Raw genomic sequence first — 20,997 nt, forward strand, 5'->3', positions numbered from 1 at the left:
AGATGCGAGATGCGAGACGTGACCACGCGGACGCGCGGGCACGTGCGCGCGAACGTCGCGAACACCTGGGCTCGCCGCGGCGCGCACGCCTCGGACAGCGGCGGCGGCGCTGCGCCTCGTGGCAGCCATGCGCCCTCGTGGACGGTATAGTTCCCCGCATGGCACTTCCCGCCGCGCTCCTGGCCGCCGTCGAGCGGCATTCGTGTTTTACCGGCTGCTATCGCAGCGAATCGGAAGTCCAGGTCTGCATCGATCCGGCGCAGGCGCTCGTGCCGACGGTGCCTGTCTGTTGCAGCGATTGCCTGAACTTCCACCCGGCGGCGCTCGTGAGCCTCTTGCCCCTCGGCATGACGTCGTACGCGCTCGCGAACGCGCTGACGACCCACGTGCGCTCGCTGCGCGGGTACAAGTGGGCGACCGGCGGCTATCACACCGCGGGCACCGGCTTCTGGCTCAACGCCGCCTACTACGGAAATGGCCTCTTCCTGGTCGACGCCGCGCGCAACCGCAACGCGAGGACGGACGTCGACATGCTGATCGAGGCCTTCCAGCACGGGATCGTCCAGCCGGAGGACCCGCGCATGCTCGATCCGGCGCTCTACACGATCGAGCTCGCCTACATCAACATGTCGCGGCCCATCCTGCCGGTCCGCAGCAAGCAGGATCTCCTGACGTCGCCGCAGCGCAGCGCCACGCCGAGGCAGGGGTTCTCGCGCGTGTCGATCGTGGAGTTCCAGCCGCTCGCCGTCGCGGGAGCGTCCCCTTCTGCGCAGCCGGCGAAGCCGGCGCCGCAGCCCCGTGAGCTCAAGCTCGGCGACACGTGTCCGACGTGCGGCGCCGCCGTGATGGAGCGACCGCTGTTCTCGGGCACGTTCGTGGGCTGCCTCTGCTGAGGGCGCGCCGCGGGCCACGCCGGCGACCGGCTCACGGCGACGGCGGCGTGGTCGCGCGCCACGCGGTCTCTCCGGTCGCAGGGTCGATCGCGCGCAGCGCAGCGCCGCTCACCGCGGCGCCGCTGACGACGTAGACGTAGGGGCCGGACGCCTTCGCCGCCGTGAGCCGGTCGCCGAGGTAGGCCGCGGCGCGCTCGTACCGCGCGGCCCCGGACACCGGATCGACGGCGATGATCCGCGGCTCGGTGCCGTTCACCACGTCGACGCCGACGACGACGGCGGCGCCGCCGCTCGCGACGAGGAACAGGTCGGGCCGCCCGCCGGAGAGCGGCGCGCGCGCGGCGAGCTCCTTCTTCCAGAGCGACTCGCTGCCGCGCCGCCCCTCGGCGGTGAGCCGCGGCGGGCCCTCGGCCGGCGCGGTGAGCACGACCTCCACGCCGCCGGCCTGGACCACCTGGGGGTTCTTCTTGCGCTCCCAGAAGTGCCCCGTGATCGCCGACGGCTGCGGGGCCGTCGGGCAGTCGGAGGCCGCACCCCCTTCGAGCTTGATCCCGGTCGCCGTGCCGTCCTTCATCACCACGGTCGCGCAGCCGTCGCCCCCCGCGATCTCGTCGGGGACCCCGGGGAGGTTCGCCACCCAGCGCTCCTTGCCGGTGCGGGCGTCGAGCGCGCGCAAGGCGGCGTTGCCCCCGCCGGCGAGCACGGTGGTCGGGTCCGCGCACGCGAGCGCGTCCGGCTCCTCGATCTCCTGCGAGGCCCAGATCCCCTGCCCGCTGCGCCCGTCGATGGCCACCACGCGCCCGCGGGTCTTGCCGTCCTGCCACAGCACCGGGTCGGGCGCGTCGTCGCCGTTCGCGTCCACGAAGCAGAGGGCGTCGAGCTGCGTGGTGAGCGGGCGCGCGCGCGGCGCGGGCTCCTGCGGCGGCTCGACGCGCGCGAAGAACATCACCGCGAAGCCGATCCCGACCGCGGCCATCGCCACGGCGAGGAGCACCTTTGTCGCCCGGGATGGCCCCGGCGCGGGCGCGGGCGCGCCCCGCGGTACAGCCGCGCCTTCGACGCCGGGGGCATCAGCGCCAGCGCCGCAGCGCGGGCATGCGATCCCATCACGACTCGCCTCCAGCGAGGCACCACAGCTCCTGCAGGGCCGCATCGGGACAGTCTATCGCCGCGGGGGGGCCGCGATCGAGAGCGACCGTGCGCGGCGCTCCTCGCCGCGGGGACGCCGGGGGGAGGCTCGGAGCGCGCCGCCCTCGCGAGCGCGGCGGCCTGCTACTTCGCCCAGAGCACCGAGAGATCGAGCTCGATGGCGTCGAAGGGCTCGATCCGCACGCGCGCGGCGTCACGGTGGACGACCGCGGGCCCCCAGCACCCGCCCGAGACGAGCGAGAAGACCTCCAACGTCCGCGCGATCGGATCGACGAGCCATGCGTGCCGCACGCCCTCGCGCGCGTAGATCGGCAGCTTCTCGTTGCGGTCGACGTCCTCCGTGGAGGCGCTCAAGATCTCGCAGATCCAGTCGGGAGCGAGCGGGAAATACGCCGTCTCGGGCAGATCGGGCATGCGCTCGCGGCGCCGCCCGCTGCCCCTCACCCGCTACGGCTTCGGTATCCTCAACGTGCCGCTGACCATGGCGCTGCCGCTCACGGCATAGACCAGGCTGAGCGGGTGGAACACCCAGGGGCCGATCGCGATGGACCCGAGCCAGAGCTGCTCGTGCACGCGCTCCTTGGCGAAGAGCACCCCGAAGAGCAGCACGATGAGCAAGCTCGTGGGGATCGGCGTCCCCTCGTAGTAACGCACCTTTCCTCGCTCGTCCGACAGCTCGGCGGCCGTCACGTTGTACCGCGCGAGGCGGCTGATCCCGCAGGCGACGAAGTACACGAGGGCAGCCGCGTCCCACAGCCCGCGCAGGCCGAGCGCGAAGCCGAGCACCGCGGGCGCGACGCCGAACGAGACCACGTCGGCGAGCGAGTCGAGATCGGCCCCGAGCGGCGAGTGCTTGCGGCGCCAGCGCGCGATCGTGCCGTCGAGGATGTCGCACGCCAGCGCGAACGGCAGGAGCCCGAAGGCCACCCAGATGTAGATCCGCTCGCGCTCGGCCACGTAGTTCAGGCAAAGCAGGATGCTCAGCGTGCCGCTCGCCGCGTTCGCCAGCGTGACGAAGTCGGCGAGCACGAACGATCGGAGCATCGAGAAATGGGGCGGTCGTTCAGGAGGCATGGCGCTCGGGGTGCGCAGTGTCGCACGTCCGGTTCGATTGCCAAACAACCTGTGCAGCGCGCGTCGCCGTCATCAGGCCGTCATCGACCCATCGACCCATCCTCGCGCCGCAGGGCGCCTCGGGCCGCGGCGCGCCCGGCGCCGGCGCCGTCTAGCCAGGTGGCACGTGCTTGTCCAATCCGCGGCGATCCGCGCACAAAACTTAGGACCAGGCCGCGCGCTGCCTACCATCCGTCGGCGGATGCCCGGACTGTCACTTGTCGCCGACAACACCCGATGCTCACAGGAGCCCGAGCGCACGTCGCTGCACGATGTGCTCGACTTCGTCCTGGAGGGAGCGCGCAACGCGTCTCCTCCGCTCGATGGAGCGGCGCTGCCGCTACGCGCCGAGGCCGAGGCGCTGCCGCTGCTCTGCGAGCTCGCCGAGGCCGCGGCGGAGCTCGCCTCCGGACGCCGCGCGCGCGCGGTCGTGCGCCTGTGCCTCGAGCCCGAGCCCTGGGAGCTCGGGCTGGAGCGCGTGGGCCGCGACCTCCTCGTCACCGTCTTCCAGGGCGGGGACGTGCCCGAGGTCGCCCTGCACGAGCGGCGCTTCGACGGCGAAGCGCTCTGCGCGCGCCTCCTCGCGGCCATCGACCGGTTCGCCTCGCACAGAGGCCCGGGCGCGCGCCGCGACGCCGCCTTCGCCGACAACGACGCGGATCTCGGCGGGCTCGGCGAGCAGCGGCTCCCGGCCGCGCGGCGGTGCCTCGCCGCCTCCCTGCCGTTCTCGCCCGACGAGGCGGGAGGAGAGCCCGCGATCGTGGGCGTCGAGCCGACCGGCGAGATCCCGATCGCCATCGCGGCCGAGGCGCTCCTGCGCACGTCGCAGGGCGCGGCGCTCGCGCAGCCGGCCGTGCTCCGGGCCGACCTCTTCTCGCTCCTCTTCCGGGGCAAGATCCGCGTGCTCGTGGGCGAGGAGGCGCGGGAGCTGCCCGACGTCTTCGTCTTCCCGTTCGCCGAGCAGCTCGCGTCGCTGTCGCTCGAGTCGCTCGACGCGTGGGCGCGGCGCCAGCCCTACCACCGGCGGCTGACCGTCGGCGGCGCGATCCTCGGCGTCCGGCTGCACAGCGAGGGGGCGCTGTCGCTCACCCTCGGCGTGCCCCGCATGGGCCGCGTCCCCTCCGCCGATCCCCGCGCGCCCGGCCCGGGCCGCGTACCCTCGTTCGCGGCCGCCGAGGAGCGGGCGCAGACCTGGACCTTCCCGGCCGTCGACGTGGCGGCGCTCGCCCAGGGCGTTGTCGCGTTCGGGCGGGCGCTCGCGCGCAGCCTGGTGCGCCGCGATCGCGCGCAGACGTCGAACCTGCGCCTGTTCGAGTTCCGGGCGCGCGTCCGCGAGCTCGCCGAGCGGCTCCGCGAGCTCACGCGCAACGACGCGAAGATCAACGTGGCCCCGGAGACGTACCGCGCCTTCGCGGCGGCGGCGGCGCGCCCGCAGGCCGCGGCCGAGGACACGTTCGGGCGGACGCGCCTGCGCTTCACGGCCCGGTGGATCGCGGCGATCCCGTCGCTCGACCTCCGCGCCACCTTCCTGTGCGGCGATGTGCTCGTGGTGGGCTCGACGCGCGAGCTGACGTGCATCGATCGGCGCACCGGCGAGTGCCTGTGGCGCAAGCCCGCGCCGCGCGCGGTCTCGGTGATGACGCCTGTCGGCCTCGGGCGGCTCCTGCCCGACGGCACGCTGCAGCTGCACGATCTGTCGAGCGGCGAGGTCGCCTGGTCGACGCGGCTCTCGCCGCGCGTGGGCGCGAACGCCTCGGGCGCGGTGGTGAGCGGCCCCGGGCTGCCGCGGATGCTCATCGTGAGCGAGGGGACGCGCCACCTCGCGGCCGTGGACCTCTACTCCGGCGAGGTGCGCTGGCGCTACGCGGCGCGGCGCGGCGAGAACTTCCGGCTCCGCCGCGCGGGCAAGCTCGTCCTCGTGGGCAGCGGCGAGCCGGCCCTCGCGGCGCTCGACGTGCTGAGCGGCGAGGTCGTGTGGCGCTTCTGTGACCGGCTCCCGTTCGCGTCGCCGGTGGCGGTCGATCACGACGCGCTCTTCGCGCTGGCCGGCGACGGCGCCTTCGTCGGTCGCGGCGGGGCGCGGCTGCACCACCTCGACCCGTGGTCGGGCGAGGCGCGGTGGACGGTCGATCTGCCGAAGCACGTGGCGCCGGTCGGCGCGCCGCTGCTCGGGCCCGAGACGGTGTGCGTGGTGACCCACGGGCGGCGCGGCACGGGGCTCGTGGGGATCGATCGCCGCACCGGGGCGACGCGCTTCGACCTGACCGCGTGCGCGGCGACGGCCTCGTGCCTCATGGTGGACGATGTGGTCGTCGTGAACAGCGAGGCAGGCGAGATCGTCGGGGTCGGCGCGCACGACGGCGCGGTCCGGTACCGGCACGTCATCGCGGGCGGCGTCGAGGGCGACAGGCCGCGGCGCCTCGAGCCGGTGCTCCGCTCGGGCGCGCTGTTCGTGCCGCAGAGCGAGGTGCACGTCGTCCGGCCTCGCGACGGCGCGCTGCTCGGCAAGGTGCCGACGGACCTCATCCCGGATCTCCTGCGGGTGGACGAGCGGTGCGACGTCTACGTGGCCGAGGAGAGCGGCCACCTCGCGGCCTTCGCCGCGGCCCCGCGGCTCAGCCTCGTCCAGTAGCCGCGGCGGCGCGCGTCAGCGCGGCCGCCGAGCCGGCTTCCAGATGAGCTCGAGCGTCACCTGGGTGATGCCGTCCTCGATGAGCCCGATCCGCTCGGCGGCCTTGCGCGACAGATCGATGATCCTGCCGCGCTTGAACGGGCCGCGGTCGTTGATCCGCACGCGCACGCGGCGGCCGTCCCGGCGGACCACATCGACAACGGCGCCGAAGGGCAGCGTCCGGTGCGCGGCCGTGAGCGCGCGCGGGTTGTAGCGCTCGCCGCTCGCGGTGCGGCGGCCGGTGAACTTGTCGGCGTAGTAGGTGGCGCGCCCGCGCTGGATCGGCGTCCCCTTCGCCGCGCTGCGCGCGCTCGCGGGCGCGACCGGCGTGGAGACGCTGTCGATGTCGTCCGGATCGTCGTCCTCGGCCTGGTGCCGCGGGGGCGCCGGCGGGGTGCTCGGCGCGACGCCGAGCGCGATCCGCGCGTCGGCTCCCGTGCGGGGCGCTGCAGGCTGGTGGGCGGAGCAGGCGGGGGTGAAAAAGAGGAGGAGGAAGGCGAGCGTCCTCGCCACGCCGCGGCGTCCACCGAGCGTCGTCACGTCGCCTCGGGCGCGGAGCGATCGGCCGACGAGGGGTCGAGGTCGGCCGCGGGCGAGGTCACCGCGGCGACCAGGGCCAGGGCCGAGGGGTCGCCGCTCCCGGCGCCGTCCGCGGACGGCGCCGCCTGGGCCCTGGCCTTGGCCCGCACGAACCCCGCCAGCTCGCGGAACGGCACGCCGGTCGGGCAGATCCTCTCCTTCTCGGCGAGCACCTCCTCCGGCACGTGCGCGAGCGCGAGCGCCGCGGCGTCGAAGTCCGGCATGCTCCGCGACGACGCGAGCACCACGGTCATGAGGCCGGGGTAGGCCCCCCTGGAGGCCGCGATGCGCTCGGCCTCCCCGAGGTCGCAGCGCCCGCACGCGATGCAGCGGGAGAAGCGGGGCAGGGCCGCGCGCTCGGCGGGCGAGAGGGGCGGCAGGCCATCGGCGTCGTAGTTCTCGCGGAAGAGCGCAAGCCCGCTCGGACCGTCGAAGAGACGGCGCACCGCGACCTTGAGGAGCGACCACGCGAGGACCGCGAGGGCCAGGGCACGACCGGAGAGCACGATCCGTCCATAACCCGAAACAGGCCCGCGCGCCGAGCCGATGCGCGCGGGGTCTCCAGAACTGTGCCGGGCGCGTGAACCCGCGTTAACAGCGCCTCGGGCACGCGCTGGTCCGCGACGACCTGCCGCCGCAGGGATCATCCCCGCGAGGCGCCCTCGTCGCCCGAGCGCCGCGGCTCCGGAGATCGCGCATCGCGCCTGCGCTCCGCGGCAGATCGCGCGACGACGGCTGACGCCGGGCGAGGGCGCCGCGCAGCGACGCGACGCCCCCGCGCATCGATCCTCGCTGGCACGTCGGGTGCACAGGGGCCAGGCATGCCCAACGACTTGCTTCTCTGCGACAACGGACGCTCGGAAGACCTCGGCGACATCGCCGAAGGTGCGCTGGTGGAGGCAATGATTGCGGGGGACGAGCGCGCCTGGCGCGCCTTCCACGCCCGCTACGATCGGCTCGTCCACCGCTGCATCAGCGGCGTGATCGCCCGCTTCTCCGCTGTGGTCGCGCAGGACGACATCCGCGACATCCACGCCACGCTGCTCGTGCAGCTGCTCTCGAACGACATGCGCAAGCTGAGGACCTTCGACGTGGGCCGCGGCGCGCGGCTGAGCTCCTGGATCGGCACGCTCGCCGTCCACTGCGCGTACGACCATCTGCGCTCGAGGAGGCGCGCGCCGCGCTGTGCCCCGCTCGACGACGCGGCGGTCGAGCTCCCCTGCGAGCGCCCCTCGCCGCAGGAGCAGGCCGAGCGCCGCGAGCGCGCCGCGCTCGTGGGGCGGGTGCTCCACGCGTTCTCCAACAAGGACCGCGAGTTCGTCGCGCTCTACTTCGCCGAGGGCCTGCCCCCGGAGCAGATCGCGGAGCGGATGGGGATCAGCGTGAAGACGGTGTACTCGAAGCGCCACAAGATCCAGAGCCGCCTGGAGGCGATGCTGTCCAGCGTCAGCCTCGCGGCGTGACGTTTCCCTCCCCCGAAGGGGGCTCGGCGGCCCTCGGCCCTGTGGTATGAGCCGGGGAGGATGGCTCGCCCACCCCGCACCTCCTCCGCGCTTCCGCTCATCGCGGCCGCCGCCCCGCTGCTCGGCGCGTGCGGCGGCGGCAACGGAGATGCCTCCGCCATCCCCCTCGCCGACGAGCGCGGCGGCGGCGCTCGCATCGCCGAGATCGTCGGCGACGCCGGGTGGCTTGACCCGAGGGACGAAGAGAGCCGGCGCTGCGCGGCGCCGCCCGCTCGCCGCGCCCAGGTCACCGGCGCCACCCTCGTCGCCATCGACAGCTTCGACGAGACCGGCGAGGGCGCGCGCGGCAACCACTACGTGCAAGACAGCGCCGACAAGCCGGTCCCCTACTCGGGGATGACGGTCTTCCAGCCCGCGTTCGACCCCCCGGACCTGCGGCTCATCCCCGGAGACGTCGTCGACGTGCTCGGCGAGCTCACCGAGTTCCTCGGCCCCTCCGCCGGCCGCTTCGGCGGCTGCCGCACCCTGCCCGAGCTCGGCGGGACCATGAGCTTCCGCTTCGAGGACCGCCCCGCCGTCCCGATCCGCGTGCCGCTCGACGACCTGAGAGGCTACGCGTCGGCGCGCCCGTACATCGGCATGCTCGTGCGGGTGGAGGGCGTCAGGATCGCCGGCGACCCCTCGAGCCGCGACGGCCGCTACGCGGCGTCAATCAACGTCGGGGCCGGCGTGCCCCCCGCCGACGTCCCGAGCCTCTCGAACGAGCTCTACGATCTCGAGCGCGAGGGGCCGCCCCTCGCGGACAGCGCGTCCTTCCGGTCCGTCACCGGCGTGCTCACCTACTTCTACGGCTTCAAGATCGCCCCGCGATGTCCGGCCGATTTCGAGCTGGAAGGCGCGCCGCTGCCCTCCGACGACGCATGCGCTCCCTGAAGCCCGCGCTCCTCTCACCGCTCGTCCTGCTCGCGGCCTGCAGCGGCGCGGCGCCCGGCGGCCCGCCGGCGTCGGGGCACGCCCTCGCCTCGACACCCGAGGGCAGCGTCGGGCGCATCGAGGTGCGCCACCTCGACGCCCGGCCGCGGCTCACGCTCGTCTCGCGCGACGGCGATCCCGCGCCCGCGCTCGTCGTCTCGGTCGCGACCGATCTCGGCTCGGTCGCGACGACGGCGCTCGCCAGCGTGGTCGAGGCGCGCCTGCTCGCCGCCGGCTTCGACGTGGACGCGCGCATCGACCGCAGCGCCTTCCGCGTGCGCCTGCTCGTCAGGGACGCGGCGCGCGTCGCGCCGTTCCTGCGCGCGCTGTCGGCGGCGTTCGCGCAGCCCATCGCGGCCGGCAGCCCGGAGGTCGCCCGGGCCGCGGAGCGGACGCAGGCGCTCCGATCGAGCCCGCTCGACGCGCCGGAGCTCTCGCCGATCGCGGCGTGCACCGGCCAGCTGGGCCTCGCGGGCGCGGAGCCCGTGGTCGACCTGGCGACGCCCGCGGGCGCGCGGGAGCTCGAGGGGTGGCGGGCCGCGGCGCTGCACGCCGGGCGCACCTCGATCGCCGCCGTCGGCCCCGCCGCGTTCTGCGAGGAGGCGGCCCGCGCGGCGGAGGACATCGACGCCTGGCCGGCGGGCAGCCCGCCCGCGGACCCCTGGCCGGCAGCGGACACAGTCGGCGTGTACACGACGAACCAGATCGGGCGGCGGGCCGCCCGCGTCACCGTGGCCGCGCGGGTCGCGAGCCCCCAGGCGGCCGTCGCCGCGGCGGAGCGGCTCGGCGCGCCGGGGTCCCCGCTCCGCGCGCGCCTCTCGGCGCTCCCCTCCCCGTTTCGCGCCGTCGAGGTGCTCGGGGTCGCCCGCCCGCGCGGCGGCTGCGTGAGCGTGACCATCGAGGCCGCCGATCTGCCCACGGCCCCGCCCGTCGAGGCCTCGGCGGCGCTCGCGGCCGCGGTGGCGCGGCAGGAGATCCGCCGCGGCCTCTCGGCGCCGCCGAACCCCGCCGTCGCCACGCGGCAGGTCCTCACCGCGCAGGACCCCCGCGACGCCGGCGCGCGCGCCGCGTGGTGGGCGCTCTCGGGGAGCGCCCCGGGCGCGCCGCCGGAGCGGTGGGCGACGGCGCTCGGCCTCCCTCCGAGCGCCGACCCGCCGAAGCCCGCGGCGCCGGGCGAGGCCGGCGCTCGGCGCTTCGAGGCCGAGCTCTCGCGCGCGCTCGCGCCAGGCGCCCAGCCCGCCCTGGAGCGGCGGGCGCTGGTCGAGCGCGGGCAAGGCGAGGTCTGGGTCCTGCTCGGGAGCCCGTGCGGCGTCGCCGAGGAAGGGCTGTACGACGCCGGCGCGACGGCGCTCGCCGCGCTCGCCGCCGTGCAGACCCGGCGGCGCGAGCTCGACGTCACGATCGAGCCGTGGGTCACGGCGGATGCCGTCGGCGTGATCGCGCACGCGCCGTTCCGCGACGAGCGCGAGACCCCGGCCGAGCTCGGGCGCCGCGTGGCGAACGCCGCCGCGCGCACGGTCGCGGCGACCACGCTGGGCCCCGAGGCGCTCACGCTGGCGCGCGCCGCGGCGCTCCAGCACCTGGAGCACCTCTCCGGAGGGCGGGCCGCGGCGCTCGAGGCCTTCGCCTCCGCGATCGCGCCCGACCACCCGTCCTGGATCGAGCCGTTCGGCGTCTGGGACCGGGTGGCCAGCGGCGCGCTCGAGACCGTGCAGCTCCGCTGGCAGGCGCTCGCGACCGGCCCGCTCCGGCTCGCCGTCCTCGCGAACGCCGACGCTTCCCAGGCGGCCGCCGCGGCGGAGGCCGCCGAGCGCTGGCTCGCGCCGCGGCTTACCCCGCGCGGGTGCGGCTCACCGGACGGCGCGGTGGTGCCCCGGCTCGGTCACCACGACGCCCGCCTGCCGGCCGGGGCGGCCCTGTCGCAGGCCGTCGTCGGCGCGCGGCTCCCTGCGGCGCGCGAGGCCTCTCCCACGGCGCGCGAGCTCGCCGAGCTCACGGTCTCCGCGCTCAACGGCGAAGGCGGCCTGCTCGCGGCCGCGCTCTCTCCCGCGGCGAGCACGGCGTCCCCGGCTCCAGCCAGCGCGGCGCCGGCGAAGCGGCCGCTCGCGGCCCGCGCGAGCGCGCGCGTGCTCGGCGGGACACGCGCCGCGGCGCTCGCCGTCGAGATCAGGGCAGAGGCAGGCGAGCTCAGCGAGGCCTCGGCCCGCGTGAAGGAGCTCCTCGCCGGCCTGGCGCAGCGGGTGACCGACGGCGATCTCGGCCGCGCCGAGGCCCACCTCGCCCGGCGGGAGCGCGACGCGCTCGCGGAGCCCAGACGCCGGCTCATCCAGCTGTTCAACGGCCGCCCCTCCCGCGCGGCCGCCGCGAAAATCACGCTGGCCGCGTGGCGCGCCTTCCTGGCGGGCGCGCTCGGCGCGGACGTTATCGTGACCGTCGAGGCCCGGCCCGACTGATCACTCCCCGCCGTCGAAGTCGCCGGCGTCCTCGAGCTCGGCCGGCCGCCCAGCGCGGGTCGCCTCGGGGCTCTCATCCTCGGCGTCGCCGTCGGAGCCCGTGGCCTCGTCCTCGTCGACCTCGTCCTCATCCTCGTCGTCGTCCGGCTGGGTCAGCACGGGGAGCCGGCGCTTGCCGACCGGACCCTCGTCGACGTAATCGCGCAGCGCCATCATGTCCTTCAGCGCCTCTAGCTTCGCGAGCGCCTTGACCTCGACTTGGCGGATCCGCTCGCGGGTCAGGTTCATGATCGCCCCGACGTCCTCGAGCGTGGTGCCGCCGCGATCCGCGACGTCGAGCGCGCACGTCTCATTCATGTCCCAGACCTCGAGATCGGGGAAGTTCAGCTTGATGGCGCCGGTCCTGGCGGAGACGTCGAGATAGAGGTGGTGCTGGCACGAGACGTACGGGCACGGCCTCGGGCCGTCGACGCACTCGGCGCGGGTCCGCGGCTTGTAGTAATCGGTCTCCGGGTAGAGCATCCGGCCGATCTCGAGCTCGCGCTTGGTCATGCGCTTGACGCTGATCGTCCGCGCCCGGATCTCGCGCTTCCGCCGCGACCTGCGCTGCTCGCGCGTGATGGCGTTCCCCGACTCCGCGGGGTCCGCCTGGAGCGCGAGCGCGCCCTCCACGACGGGCTCCGTTGAGCCCGCTGGGTCGCGATCGCCCTCCGCCGCATCCGCACCGTCCAGGCCGAAGATCTCGAGCTCGCTGTCAGACACCGTCGCCATGCGCTGCCTCCGTTTGGTAGCGTCTCCGCTCTCAAGCGCGCGCGTCTCTCCCGAACGTCCCGAGTCCCAGCTCGAGCGCAGAGGGATCCGCTCTTTAGCCCGACGTAAAGCCGGATGCCGTCCCTAAAAAATTGCGACGAAACGAGCCGTTGCCCGTCCCGTCGATCGCATCAAACCCAGGCGGGGCCGCGCCGCGGCCCCATGTACTTCACGACGACGAAAGCCCCGCGACTCGGCCCCTCAAGAGGAAGCCGCCTGTTTCGTGAGCCGCGCTTGCGCCATCAAGCGCTCTTCTATCAACGCCAGCTTGGCGACGAGCTCCCGCGCAAGCGACTCTGCGCTCGCGAGGTCCTGGGCTATCGCCCTGCCGCTCGTCTCGCTCCGCCTCTCCTTGGCCGCATCCCTGAGCGCATTGAAGACCTTGGCCATCGTGCGCTCGAGCTCCTCGATATCACCTCTCACGAACAGGAATTCACGCTGGATCTCTTCGATGGTGTAGTCCTGGGCCATCATCTCTTTGATGCGCTGAACCTGGCGGACTACCGTGGCCGGATACATCCCCTGCGAGCCCTGGTGCTTGCCCTTGCGCCCCACCCGCACACTTCGCGGGAGCAAGCCGAGCTGCACGTACTTCCGGAGCGTCGCCTCGCTGAACTTGATGCCATGAGCCGCGAACAGCTCGAGGATATCGCTCGATGTGATCCCCTGGGCGTGCTCCCGCTCGATGCGATCAAGCACCTCCTCGGGGATCCTTTGCACCGGTCCTCCCATCGATCGCCGGAGGCCCTACCCAACCGACGCGGGCGACTCTATTCCACTGAATGGAATACAGTCAATTGACGCGACTACGATTATTGTGTGGCTGTCGCGAGACGCGGTGCTTTGCCGGGGTTCTTGACAACCCTCGGACATTTTTCGTCCGTCGGAACGACGCGTCGGCCCGCCCGGCTTGACGCGGGTCGGGGGCCGGGATGGGAAATAGGCGACGCTCGGTGCAATGGGTGCGAGCAGGGGGGCGCCCGACACCCAGCGGGGCTCGTGCAGCGGCATGCCCCGTACCCTGACACACATCGGTCCTTTCAGACAAAAGGGCTGATAGTCTCGCCGCCACCATGGCCAAAGCCCTCGCCAGCGAGGGTCGGGGCTCGGCCTCTCCCGCCGCCCCCCGACCCGTCGAACGCGTCATCAGGGATGTCACCGCCCGGGGTGTCAGGATGCGGGTCCTGGTCGCCGGCGCGGGCAACGGCCCGGCGCTGCTGCTGATCCACAGCTTCCTCGTCAGCCACCTGGAGTTCGATGACGTGATCGACACGCTGGCCCAGCGGTTCCACGTCATCGCCCCGGACCTCCCGGGCTTCGGCGAGAGCGAGAAGCCGAGCCCGGCGCGGTACGCTTACGGCATCGAGACGTTCGCCGAGGCCGTGGCCGACCTCATCGCCGCCTTCGGCGTCGGCCGCGCGCACCTCGTCGGCCACGCGATGGGCGCCGCCGTCGCGATCACGCTGGCCGCCAACCACCCGGAGCTCGTGCAGCGGCTCGTCCTGGAGGACGCGCTCTGTTACCCGTTCCCGATGAGCTTCAAGATGAAGCTCCCGCTCCTGCCGATCGTGGGCGGCATCGTCTTCAAGCAGCTCCACGGCCGCGGCACGTTCCGGTCGTACTTCCGCGACGATGTGTTCCGAGCGGACGCGGCCGTGCCGCTGTCGCGCGTCGACCGGCACTACGATCTCTTCAACGCCCCCTCGGCGCGCGAGAGCGCCCACGCGGTGATGCGCGCGGTGCTCGACGCGCGCCCCGTCGTCGCGCGCCTCACCCGGATCACGGCGCCGACCCTCGTCGTGTGGGGGCGCGACGATCGCATCTTCCCGGCGGCGAGCGCGCAGCGGCTCGCCCGCGAGATCTCCGGCGCGATGCTCGAGATCATGGACGCCGGGCACTCGCCCCACGAGGAGCGGCCGGGGGAGTTCGTCGCGCTCGTGACGCAGTTCCTCGAAGGGAAGCGGTGACGGTGACGGCGCGCTGGGCTCGGCTTTCGCGCGGCGCGGCGCGAGCGGCCGAGCGCGCGGGGCGCGCCGTCCTCGGCGAGGACGCGGCGCGGCGGTTCCTCGGGGACCGCTCGGCGCTGCTCGGCCTCGGGATCGTCGCGCTGCTCTCGCTGTTCGCCGCGGTGGGGCCGGCCGTCATCGCCCACGACCCGAACGCGAGCGACTTCACCCTCGCCCGCGACGCCTCCGGAGCGCCGCCCGGGCCGTCGGCCGCCCACTGGCTCGGGACGGACCCGCTCTTCCGCGACCTGCTCGCGCGCCTCGCGCACGGCGCGCGCCTCTCCCTCGCCATCGCGCTCTCGTCCACGGCCCTCGCCACGGGGCTCGGCGCGCTCGTCGGCGTCACGGCCGGCATGGCCGCCGGCACGCGGGCGGACGCGCTCGACGGCGCGCTCATGCGGCTCGTCGACGTGATCCTCGCCCTGCCCTACCTCCTGTTCGTGACCGCGATCGGCGTCGCCGTGGGGCGCGCGGACGTGGGGACGATCCTGCTCGTGCTCGGCCTCACGGGGTGGACCGGGGCGGCGCGGGTCGTTCGGGCCAAGACGGCAGAGCTCGCGCAGCGCGATTTCGTGGCCTCGGCGCGCGCGCTCGGCGCGGGGCCGCTGCACATCGTCCGGCGGCACGTCCTGCCGAACGTGGGCGGGACGCTGCTCGCGCTCGCGACGATCAGCGCCGGGCAGATGATCCTCGCGGAGGCCGCCCTCGGCTACCTGGGCGTCGGCGCGCAGCCGCCGACCGCGACCTGGGGCCGCATGCTGCACGAGGCCGAGCCGTACCTCGGGGTCAGGCCGCTCCTTGTCGCCGCGCCGGGCTTCGCCATCGTGCTCGCCGTGCTCGGCTTCCACCGCGCGAGCGAGGGGCTCCGCGACGCGCTCGATCCGGCCGGCGCGGCGCTCCCGCGCGGCCGTCGCCTGCCGGTCGATCTGCTCGTCGCGGGCGCGGCGCTGCTCCTGCTCTCGGGCGGCTCGGCGGGCAGCGTCCGCGCTCCCCTCGGCGGCGAGCCGGCGTCCGGCGCGCCCGTGCGCGGCGGGACGCTGCGCCTCGCGACCACGGTCAACGCGCGCGCGCTCGATCCGGCGATCGCCTACGACGAGCTCTCGAGCACCGTCGCGGAGCTCGTCTTCGCCCGCCTCGTCGCGTGGGATCAGGGCGGCCGCATCACGCCCGATCTCGCGCGCTCGATCGAGGTGGAGCGCGGCGGGCGGACGTACGTGTTCACGCTGCGCGAGGGCGTGCGGTTCCACGACGGCGCGGAGCTCCGCGCCGCCGACGTGAAGCGCTCGATCGAGCGGACGCTCCACCCGAGGACGCCGAGCCCGGGCGCGAGCCAGTACGACATGATCGAGGGCTTCGCGGAGTACCACGCGGGCGCGGCGCCGCACCTCGCCGGCGTGCGGGTGCTCGGGGATCGCGCCGTCGCGATCGATCTGCGCGCGCCGGACGCGACGTTCCTGCCGCTCATGACGCTCGCGTTCATGGCGCCGGTGTGCCCGTCGTCCGGGGCCGTGGTCGACGCGGCGAGCCCGCCGCCGCCGTGCGGCGCCGGCCCGTTCCGCGTCGCGCGGTGGGACCAGGACGGCAGCATCGGGCTCGCCCGCCACGAGGGGTACTTCCGCCCGGGCCTGCCGTACCTCGACGCCATCGAGTGGCAGACCGGCGTGCGCGCGACGACCCAGCGCTACAAGTTCGAGGAGGGCGAGCTCGACATCCTGCGCGATCTGACCGCGATCGACGCGGCGACCTACCGCGCCGCGCCCGGGTGGGAGGGGCACAGGCGCTGGGTGACGCGGAACCGGACCAACGCCGTCTTCCTCAACACCGAGCTCACGCCGTTCGACCAGCTCGCCGTCCGGCGCGCTGTCGCGTTCGCCCTCGACCCCACCGTGCTGGAGAAGGTGCGCCCCGATCTGCTCGCGCTCGACCGGGTGCTGCCGCCGTCGATCCCGGGCCCCCCGCGTGACGCGCCGATGCGGCAGCACGACCTCTCGCGCGCGCTCGAGCAGATGGCCGCGGCCGGCTACCCGTTCGACCCGGCGACCGGGAGGGGCGGCTACCCGGGCGTCATCGACTACATCGCGGTCCCGGACACGCTGGAGCAGGCGATCGGCGAGATCGTCCAGCAGCAGCTCGCCAGGGTCGGGCTCCGCGTCCGCCTGCGGCTCGTGAGCTGGGCGACCTACCTCGCCGAGGCCTCGCGGCGCCGCGCCGTCGCCATGGGCTGGGTCGGATGGCAGGCCGATTTCCCCGACCCGGCGAGCGTCTTCGAGCCGACGCTCTCCACGCGCGCCATCCGGGACGAGGGCTCGCAGAACTACGCCTTCTTCAGCGACGAGGAGCTCGATCGCACGCTCGACGCCGCCCACGCCGAGCAGGATCGCGCGCGGCGCCTCGCGCTCTACGACCGCGCCGAGCGCATCGTCCGTGATCGCGCGCCCTGGGTGCCCACGTACACGGCGCGGCAGCTCGAGCTCTGGCACCCCTACGTGCACGGCCACGAGGGCGCCGCCGCGCTGACGTCCCGCCTCCACGAGGTCTGGCTCGACCCGTCCGCGCGGCCCGCGGCCGGCGGAGGGCCGCGCGCGGTCGCGCCTCGAACCGCGACGCCGCTCCGCGCGCTGCTCGCGCGCGCGGCCCTTCCCCGATGAGCACCACGCGCGCGCGCCGTGCCTCCACGCCCCGCCCGGGCCGCGCCTCCGCGGTGGGCTCCGCGCTCGCGCGCCTCCTCCGGCGCCTCGGCTGGGCCACGATCGTCATCGCCGGGGTCACCGCCGTCTCGTTCGGGATCGCGTACCTCCTGCCGGGAGACGCCGCGCGGATGCTCGTCGGGCCGCAGGCCTCGGCGGCGGACCTCGAGCGCGCGCGGGCCATCCATGGGCTGGATCGCCCGGTCCCGGTGCAGTTCGCGCGGTTCGTCCGGCGGCTCGTCCACCTCGGCCCCGCGCAGGGCGGCGACGGCAGCGCCCCTGGCGCCCACGCGGGCGCTCGCGCCGATCCGGAGCACCGCAGCTGCGCGGTGGGTCCGCTCGGCCTGCACGTCGACCTCGGCTACAGCTTCCATTACCGCAAGCCGGTCGTGGATCTGCTCGAGGCGAAGGTGCCGCGATCCGTCGAGCTCGCGCTGGCCGCCCTGCTGGTGCAGCTCCTGCTCGGCCTCTCGCTCGGGATCGTCGCGGCGGTCCGCCGCGGGACGGCCTGGGAGGACGCGGCGCTCGGCGCCACCCTGCTCGGCGCCAGCGCGCCGACCTTCGTGATCGGCCCCGCCCTCCAGTACGTGCTCGCCTACAAGCTCCGGCTCTTGCCCTACGACGGGTACGGCGCCACGGCGGCCGATCACCTGCGCTCCCTCGTCCTGCCGGCGCTGACGCTCGGCGTGTTCGGCAGCGCCCTCTACGCGCGCATCGTCCGCGAGGAGCTCCGGACGCTGCTCCGCCAGGACTTCATCCGCACCGCGCGGGCCAAGGGCGCCTCTCGCCTGCGCGCGCTCGTCGTCCACGCGCTGCGCAACGCGCTCTTGCCGCTCGCCACGCTCGCCGCGCTCGACCTCGGGGCGCTGGCGGGAGGCGCGATCGTCACGGAGAAGCTCTTCCGCTGGCCCGGCGTCGGGAGCATGGCGGTCGAGGCGCTCCAGAACCGGGACGGCCCGCTCATCGTCGGGACGGTGCTCTTCTCCGCGGCCGCGATCGTGCTCGCCACCGTGGCGCTCGATCTCGCGGCCCTGGCCCTCGATCCCCGGCTCAGATCGCGGTCGCGCTGAGCGCGGGCCGCACGCTCACGGCATGCCGGCGAGCGCGCGGCACTCCGCGCCGAGCGAGGACTCGGCCGAGGAGAGCTCGGCGCACTTGCGGAACGAGGCCCGCCCGCCGCGCCCGGCCGCCTGCTCTGCGGCGCCGCGCAGGTGCCACGCCGCGGCGCTCCCCGGGGAGGCGGCGGTGAGCTGCTGCGCGAGCTGCACCGCCTTGCCGGTCTGCCCCGACTCCAGGGCGCGCATCACGCGCGTCGAGAGGGGCCCGCCCTCCTCGTCCGGCGCGGCTGGCGCGGACGCGGGCGGGGCAGCCGAGGGCTCCGGCTCCCGCGTCGGCGCGGCGGCCTGGCCCGCGGTCGCCGCCGCGCTCGGCGGCGCTGCGTGGGCGGCCGGCGCGTGCGAGGCGTGCTCGGAAGGCGCTCCGGCCGGCGCGGCGGGGCTCGCCGCGGCAGGTTTCGCCCGCGCGCTCGCCGAGGCCGGCGCGGCCGGCTGGCCCGCCGGGGTGTCGGCAGGGGTCGCTGCGGAGAGCCCCGCCGCGGCAGCGGCCGCCGGCTCTCCTTCCGGCTCCGACGCGGCCGGAGCCGCTGCGGTCGCCGCAGCGGCGTGCTGCCCCGCCGGCTCCTCCTCGGGCGATGGCGCATGGACCGGCGCCGCGGGCACGGGGCGCCCCGTCTGGCCGACCAGCCACACGCCGGCGGTCCCGAGCGCGAGCGCCGTGACCAGGCCAGCGACGATCCGCCCGATGCGGGCCCGGCGTTCCTCGTGGCGGGGCCCGAAGAGCGTGGCCTCGACCGCACCGGCGGTCGTATCGGCGTCCTCGGCCGAGGGATGCTCCTGCGCCGCCATCCCCTGCGGCGCGTCCACCCCGCCGCCGAGGAAGAAGCGCTCGCTCTCGCTGATCGGCCCCGGGTCGCCAGGAGGCGCGTCGTCCGGCGCCGCCGCGAGGCTCGCCGCCGGGGCGGCGCCGGCCGGCGCGGCGTCCGGCAGCGGGGGGGCAGCCTCGATCGGGCGCGCCTCCCCGGCCTTCGCTTCGACGGGCTGCAGCGCCTGCGCGCGCTCCGCCCCGCGCGGGACAGCGACGGGCGGCGGCGCGTCGCTCGGCGGGCGGGGGCGCAGCGTGGGGCTCGTCGCGGCCGCGGCGGCGCGCTCCTCGCCGGCGGGCGGCGCGACGCCCGCTGCCGCCGCAAGCGCAGGCGGCGTCGCCGCAGCCACGGGCGGCGCCGCGGGCTCTGGCGGCGCCGCTGCGGGCGCCTCGGGCGCCGCTGCTGGCGCCTCGGGGGGCGTGGAGCGAACGCGCTGCTCGGCGGGAGCGGCCGCGGCCACGGGCCTGTCGCTCCTCGTGGAGCGCTGCTTCTGCGCGAAGCTCCGCGGCGTCACGAGCGGTCGCGTGAGCGGGGCCTCATCGCTGCTCGCGAGCGTGGTGTCCTTGTCGAGATCGATCTCGGCGCGCGATCGCGTAACCCGGGCGGCCTCGGCAGCCGATGCGACGTTCCGCGGCGGATCCGACGGCGCGCGCCCACCAGCCGCGCCGGGCCGCACCCCGGCGTTCCGCGGCGGATCGGACGGCGCGCGGCCACCCGCCACGCCCGGACGCACCCCGGTGCTCCGCGGCGGCTCCGACGGCGCGCGGCCCCCTGTCGCGCCGGCGCGCGCCGCCGCGGCCGACACGGTGCTCCGCGGCGGCTCCGACGGCGCGCGGCCACCCGCCGCGCCGGAGCGCGCCGTCGCGGCCGAGACGGCGCTCCGCGGCGGCTCCGACGGCGCGCGCGCCCCCTCCGGCGCGGATCGCGCCACCGCGGCGCTCGCGCTGGCGGCTCGGCCGACCACCCCTGGCCCGTGCACCGCGCTGCGGGTCGTCACCGGGCGCCCCGGGGACTCCGCGTCGGGATCCCCCGCCGGCGCGTGCAGCTCGTGACCGGGCCGGGAGCGCGGGAGCACCGCCGGAGAGACCCGGGTCGAGAGCGGCGCCGGGACCACGGCGGCGTCCTCGAGGTCGTCCGAGCCGGCGTTCCCCGGGCTCCCGTCGGGGTAGTTGGAGCGCCGCGCGCTCGACGGCGACGAGAGCGGCGAGAACTCGTCGTGGAACGCCGTCTCCGGCTCGCTCGGCACCACGTCGTCGGGCGGCAGCGCGGCGGCGGGCACCAGCAGCCCCTCGAAGTAGAGCTTCGAGATGGTCGAGAGCGTCGAGAGATCCTCGAACGGGGACGCGTCGACCACCTGCATCAGCGTGCGCTTGCCGTCGAACAGGCGCAGGATCCCGTTCAGCTCGTCGGGGATCTCGTTCAGCCGCTCGAGGAGCTCTTCGCTGTCGACCTCGAAGACGGTCGCGAGCGACGGCAGCGCCTCGAGGAGCCGGCCCCACTCGTCGACGCGGCGCATGCCCTCCATGAGGAGGCCCTGCGTCGACGTCTCGATCCCGTCGGGGTTATCGACCTTGCAGAACTCGACCTCGAACGTCCCCTCGTTCCACAGGAGCGCGCGGTAGACGGCCTCCTCGCCGCAGAGCCGGCCGAGCGTCGCGTCGACGACCTTGCCCTCGCGGAAGTAGACCTGCGCCTCGTTGTCCGCGTGCGACAGGTGGACGATCCCGCTCTTCCGGCTCACCTCGAACGTCTGCAGCAGATCCACGACGTTCATGTCGAGGATCGACCCGGAGAACCTGGTCCGCCCCGTCGTCGAGAAGTGGCGCGTCGTGATCCCCTCGCGCGTCCGCCGCGCGAGGAGCAGCGTCACGCGCGCGATCAGCTCGCGCACGAAGATCGGCTTGGTCAGGTAGTCCTCGACGCCGAGCTCCAGCCCGCGGATCTTGTCCTCGATGGACCGCTGGCTCGTGAGGAAGACGACCGGGATCGAGGCCCAGTCGGCGTGCTCCTTCATCTTGCGGACGAGGGCATATCCGTCCACGTTGGGGAGGCGCGTGTCGCTGAGGACGAGGTCCGGCGTGGAGACCTCGAGCTTCGCGAGAGCGTCCGCTCCGTCCTTCGCGGTGGTCACGCTGTAACCGGCCTTTTTCAGGCTGACCTCGAGGACCCGAACGCTGCGCGGATCCGCGTCGACCAGGAGGAGCTGTTGCTTGGCCACTAGAGGTTTCCGCCTCGCGAAGGATGGCGAGCCCGAACGGACGCTGTCAAGCGCTCCGCCCT

The 20,997-nt window shown here is 75.0% G+C and carries 15 protein-coding genes and 1 pseudogene; 8 read left to right on the plus strand and 8 right to left on the minus strand.

The genetic code is table 11. The features are described 5' to 3' along the window. Window positions 1–158 precede the first annotated feature (158 nt). Complete coding sequence (locus tag WME79_RS20525) at window positions 159–893, plus strand: hypothetical protein (protein ID WP_437538337.1); 735 nt, start codon at window positions 159–161, stop codon at window positions 891–893. 31 nt (window positions 894–924) lie between these two features. Here WME79_RS20525 and WME79_RS20530 read toward each other — a convergent pair whose 3' ends face one another. The 3 genes and pseudogenes from WME79_RS20530 to WME79_RS20540 all read right to left on the minus strand — a co-directional run bounded on the left by WME79_RS20530 (window position 925) and on the right by WME79_RS20540 (window position 3,116). After that, the gene (locus WME79_RS20530; protein ID WP_437539891.1) at window positions 925–1,869 is read right to left on the minus strand and encodes an outer membrane protein assembly factor BamB family protein; all 945 of its coding nucleotides are present in this window, start codon (window positions 1,867–1,869) and stop codon (window positions 925–927) included. Window positions 1,870–2,165: 296 nt separating this feature from the next. Next, window positions 2,166–2,477, minus strand: a pseudogene (locus tag WME79_RS20535) (Uma2 family endonuclease); the annotation flags it as partial. A gap of 12 nt (window positions 2,478–2,489) precedes the next feature. Beyond that, a complete protein-coding gene (locus tag WME79_RS20540; RefSeq protein ID WP_437538338.1) occupies window positions 2,490–3,116 on the minus strand; it encodes a CDP-alcohol phosphatidyltransferase family protein in 627 nt (208 codons plus the stop codon). Between the two features lie 241 nt (window positions 3,117–3,357). Here WME79_RS20540 and WME79_RS20545 point away from each other — a divergent pair, with 241 nt between their 5' ends. Then, window positions 3,358–5,787, plus strand: a complete 2,430-nt coding sequence (locus WME79_RS20545; protein WP_437538339.1) for a PQQ-binding-like beta-propeller repeat protein — start codon at window positions 3,358–3,360, stop codon at window positions 5,785–5,787. A 15-nt stretch (window positions 5,788–5,802) separates the two neighbouring features. Here WME79_RS20545 and WME79_RS20550 read toward each other — a convergent pair whose 3' ends face one another. Together WME79_RS20550 and WME79_RS20555 are read right to left on the minus strand one after the other, a co-directional pair. Beyond that, the gene (locus WME79_RS20550; protein WP_437538340.1) at window positions 5,803–6,366 is read right to left on the minus strand and encodes a septal ring lytic transglycosylase RlpA family protein; all 564 of its coding nucleotides are present in this window, start codon (window positions 6,364–6,366) and stop codon (window positions 5,803–5,805) included. Then, entirely contained in the window at window positions 6,363–6,911 is a 549-nt protein-coding gene (locus tag WME79_RS20555) for a hypothetical protein (RefSeq protein ID WP_437538341.1), read from the minus strand. The genes WME79_RS20550 and WME79_RS20555 overlap by 4 nt, the downstream gene beginning before the upstream one ends. Window positions 6,912–7,226: 315 nt before the next feature. Between WME79_RS20555 and WME79_RS20560 the strand changes: the two genes are divergently transcribed. Genes WME79_RS20560 through WME79_RS20570 form a run of 3 tightly spaced genes read left to right on the plus strand, consistent with a single transcriptional unit; the run spans window position 7,227 to window position 11,293 of the window. Then, window positions 7,227–7,868, plus strand: a complete 642-nt coding sequence (locus WME79_RS20560; RefSeq protein ID WP_437538342.1) for an RNA polymerase sigma factor — start codon at window positions 7,227–7,229, stop codon at window positions 7,866–7,868. 60 nt (window positions 7,869–7,928) lie between these two features. Then, window positions 7,929–8,801: a hypothetical protein gene (locus WME79_RS20565; RefSeq protein ID WP_437538343.1), complete on the plus strand. Its 873-nt coding sequence runs from the start codon at window positions 7,929–7,931 to the stop codon at window positions 8,799–8,801. Continuing rightward, the gene (locus tag WME79_RS20570; protein WP_437538344.1) at window positions 8,789–11,293 is read left to right on the plus strand and encodes a hypothetical protein; all 2,505 of its coding nucleotides are present in this window, start codon (window positions 8,789–8,791) and stop codon (window positions 11,291–11,293) included. The genes WME79_RS20565 and WME79_RS20570 overlap by 13 nt, the downstream gene beginning before the upstream one ends. Here the strand turns inward: WME79_RS20570 and WME79_RS20575 are convergent, their stop codons facing one another. Together WME79_RS20575 and WME79_RS20580 are read right to left on the minus strand one after the other, a co-directional pair. Continuing rightward, window positions 11,294–12,064 (minus strand): sigma factor-like helix-turn-helix DNA-binding protein, encoded by a 771-nt coding sequence (locus WME79_RS20575; protein WP_437538345.1) that lies wholly within the window; start codon window positions 12,062–12,064, stop codon window positions 11,294–11,296. A 240-nt stretch (window positions 12,065–12,304) separates the two neighbouring features. Beyond that, window positions 12,305–12,802, minus strand: coding sequence for a MerR family transcriptional regulator (locus tag WME79_RS20580; protein WP_437282555.1), 498 nt, complete (start codon window positions 12,800–12,802; stop codon window positions 12,305–12,307). A 476-nt stretch (window positions 12,803–13,278) separates the two neighbouring features. Between WME79_RS20580 and WME79_RS20585 the strand changes: the two genes are divergently transcribed. From WME79_RS20585 to WME79_RS20595, 3 genes are read left to right on the plus strand one after another with little or no spacing between them, the layout of a single operon-like run. Next, complete coding sequence (locus WME79_RS20585) at window positions 13,279–14,070, plus strand: alpha/beta fold hydrolase (protein WP_437330344.1); 792 nt, start codon at window positions 13,279–13,281, stop codon at window positions 14,068–14,070. A gap of 2 nt (window positions 14,071–14,072) precedes the next feature. Continuing rightward, a complete protein-coding gene (locus tag WME79_RS20590) occupies window positions 14,073–16,757 on the plus strand; it encodes an ABC transporter substrate-binding protein (RefSeq protein WP_437538346.1) in 2,685 nt (894 codons plus the stop codon). After that, window positions 16,754–17,866: an ABC transporter permease gene (locus WME79_RS20595; protein WP_437538347.1), complete on the plus strand. Its 1,113-nt coding sequence runs from the start codon at window positions 16,754–16,756 to the stop codon at window positions 17,864–17,866. Before WME79_RS20590 ends, WME79_RS20595 begins: the two co-directional genes overlap by 4 nt. 15 nt (window positions 17,867–17,881) lie before the next feature. Here the strand turns inward: WME79_RS20595 and WME79_RS20600 are convergent, their stop codons facing one another. Next, window positions 17,882–20,935, minus strand: coding sequence for a response regulator (locus WME79_RS20600; protein WP_437538348.1), 3,054 nt, complete (start codon window positions 20,933–20,935; stop codon window positions 17,882–17,884). Window positions 20,936–20,997: the final 62 nt, after the last annotated feature.

The organism is Sorangium sp. So ce726 (assembly GCF_051521405.1).
Lineage (GTDB): Bacteria > Myxococcota_A > Polyangia > Polyangiales > Polyangiaceae > Sorangium.

What these genes read in the sequence shown, in the direction of transcription:
- WME79_RS20530 (WP_437539891.1), bottom strand. Translation starts at nt 1,869, where the DNA reads ATGGCCGCGGTCGGGATCGGCTTCGCGGTGATGTTCTTCGCGCGCGTC.
- WME79_RS20560 (WP_437538342.1), top strand. Translation starts at nt 7,227, where the DNA reads ATGCCCAACGACTTGCTTCTCTGCGACAACGGACGCTCGGAAGACCTC.
- WME79_RS20570 (WP_437538344.1), top strand. Translation starts at nt 8,789, where the DNA reads ATGCGCTCCCTGAAGCCCGCGCTCCTCTCACCGCTCGTCCTGCTCGCG.
- WME79_RS20565 (WP_437538343.1), top strand. Translation starts at nt 7,929, where the DNA reads ATGGCTCGCCCACCCCGCACCTCCTCCGCGCTTCCGCTCATCGCGGCC.
- WME79_RS20545 (WP_437538339.1), top strand. Translation starts at nt 3,358, where the DNA reads ATGCCCGGACTGTCACTTGTCGCCGACAACACCCGATGCTCACAGGAG.
- WME79_RS20585 (WP_437330344.1), top strand. Translation starts at nt 13,279, where the DNA reads ATGCGGGTCCTGGTCGCCGGCGCGGGCAACGGCCCGGCGCTGCTGCTG.
- WME79_RS20525 (WP_437538337.1), top strand. Translation starts at nt 159, where the DNA reads ATGGCACTTCCCGCCGCGCTCCTGGCCGCCGTCGAGCGGCATTCGTGT.
- WME79_RS20575 (WP_437538345.1), bottom strand. Translation starts at nt 12,064, where the DNA reads ATGGCGACGGTGTCTGACAGCGAGCTCGAGATCTTCGGCCTGGACGGT.
- WME79_RS20540 (WP_437538338.1), bottom strand. Translation starts at nt 3,116, where the DNA reads ATGCCTCCTGAACGACCGCCCCATTTCTCGATGCTCCGATCGTTCGTG.
- WME79_RS20595 (WP_437538347.1), top strand. Translation starts at nt 16,754, where the DNA reads ATGAGCACCACGCGCGCGCGCCGTGCCTCCACGCCCCGCCCGGGCCGC.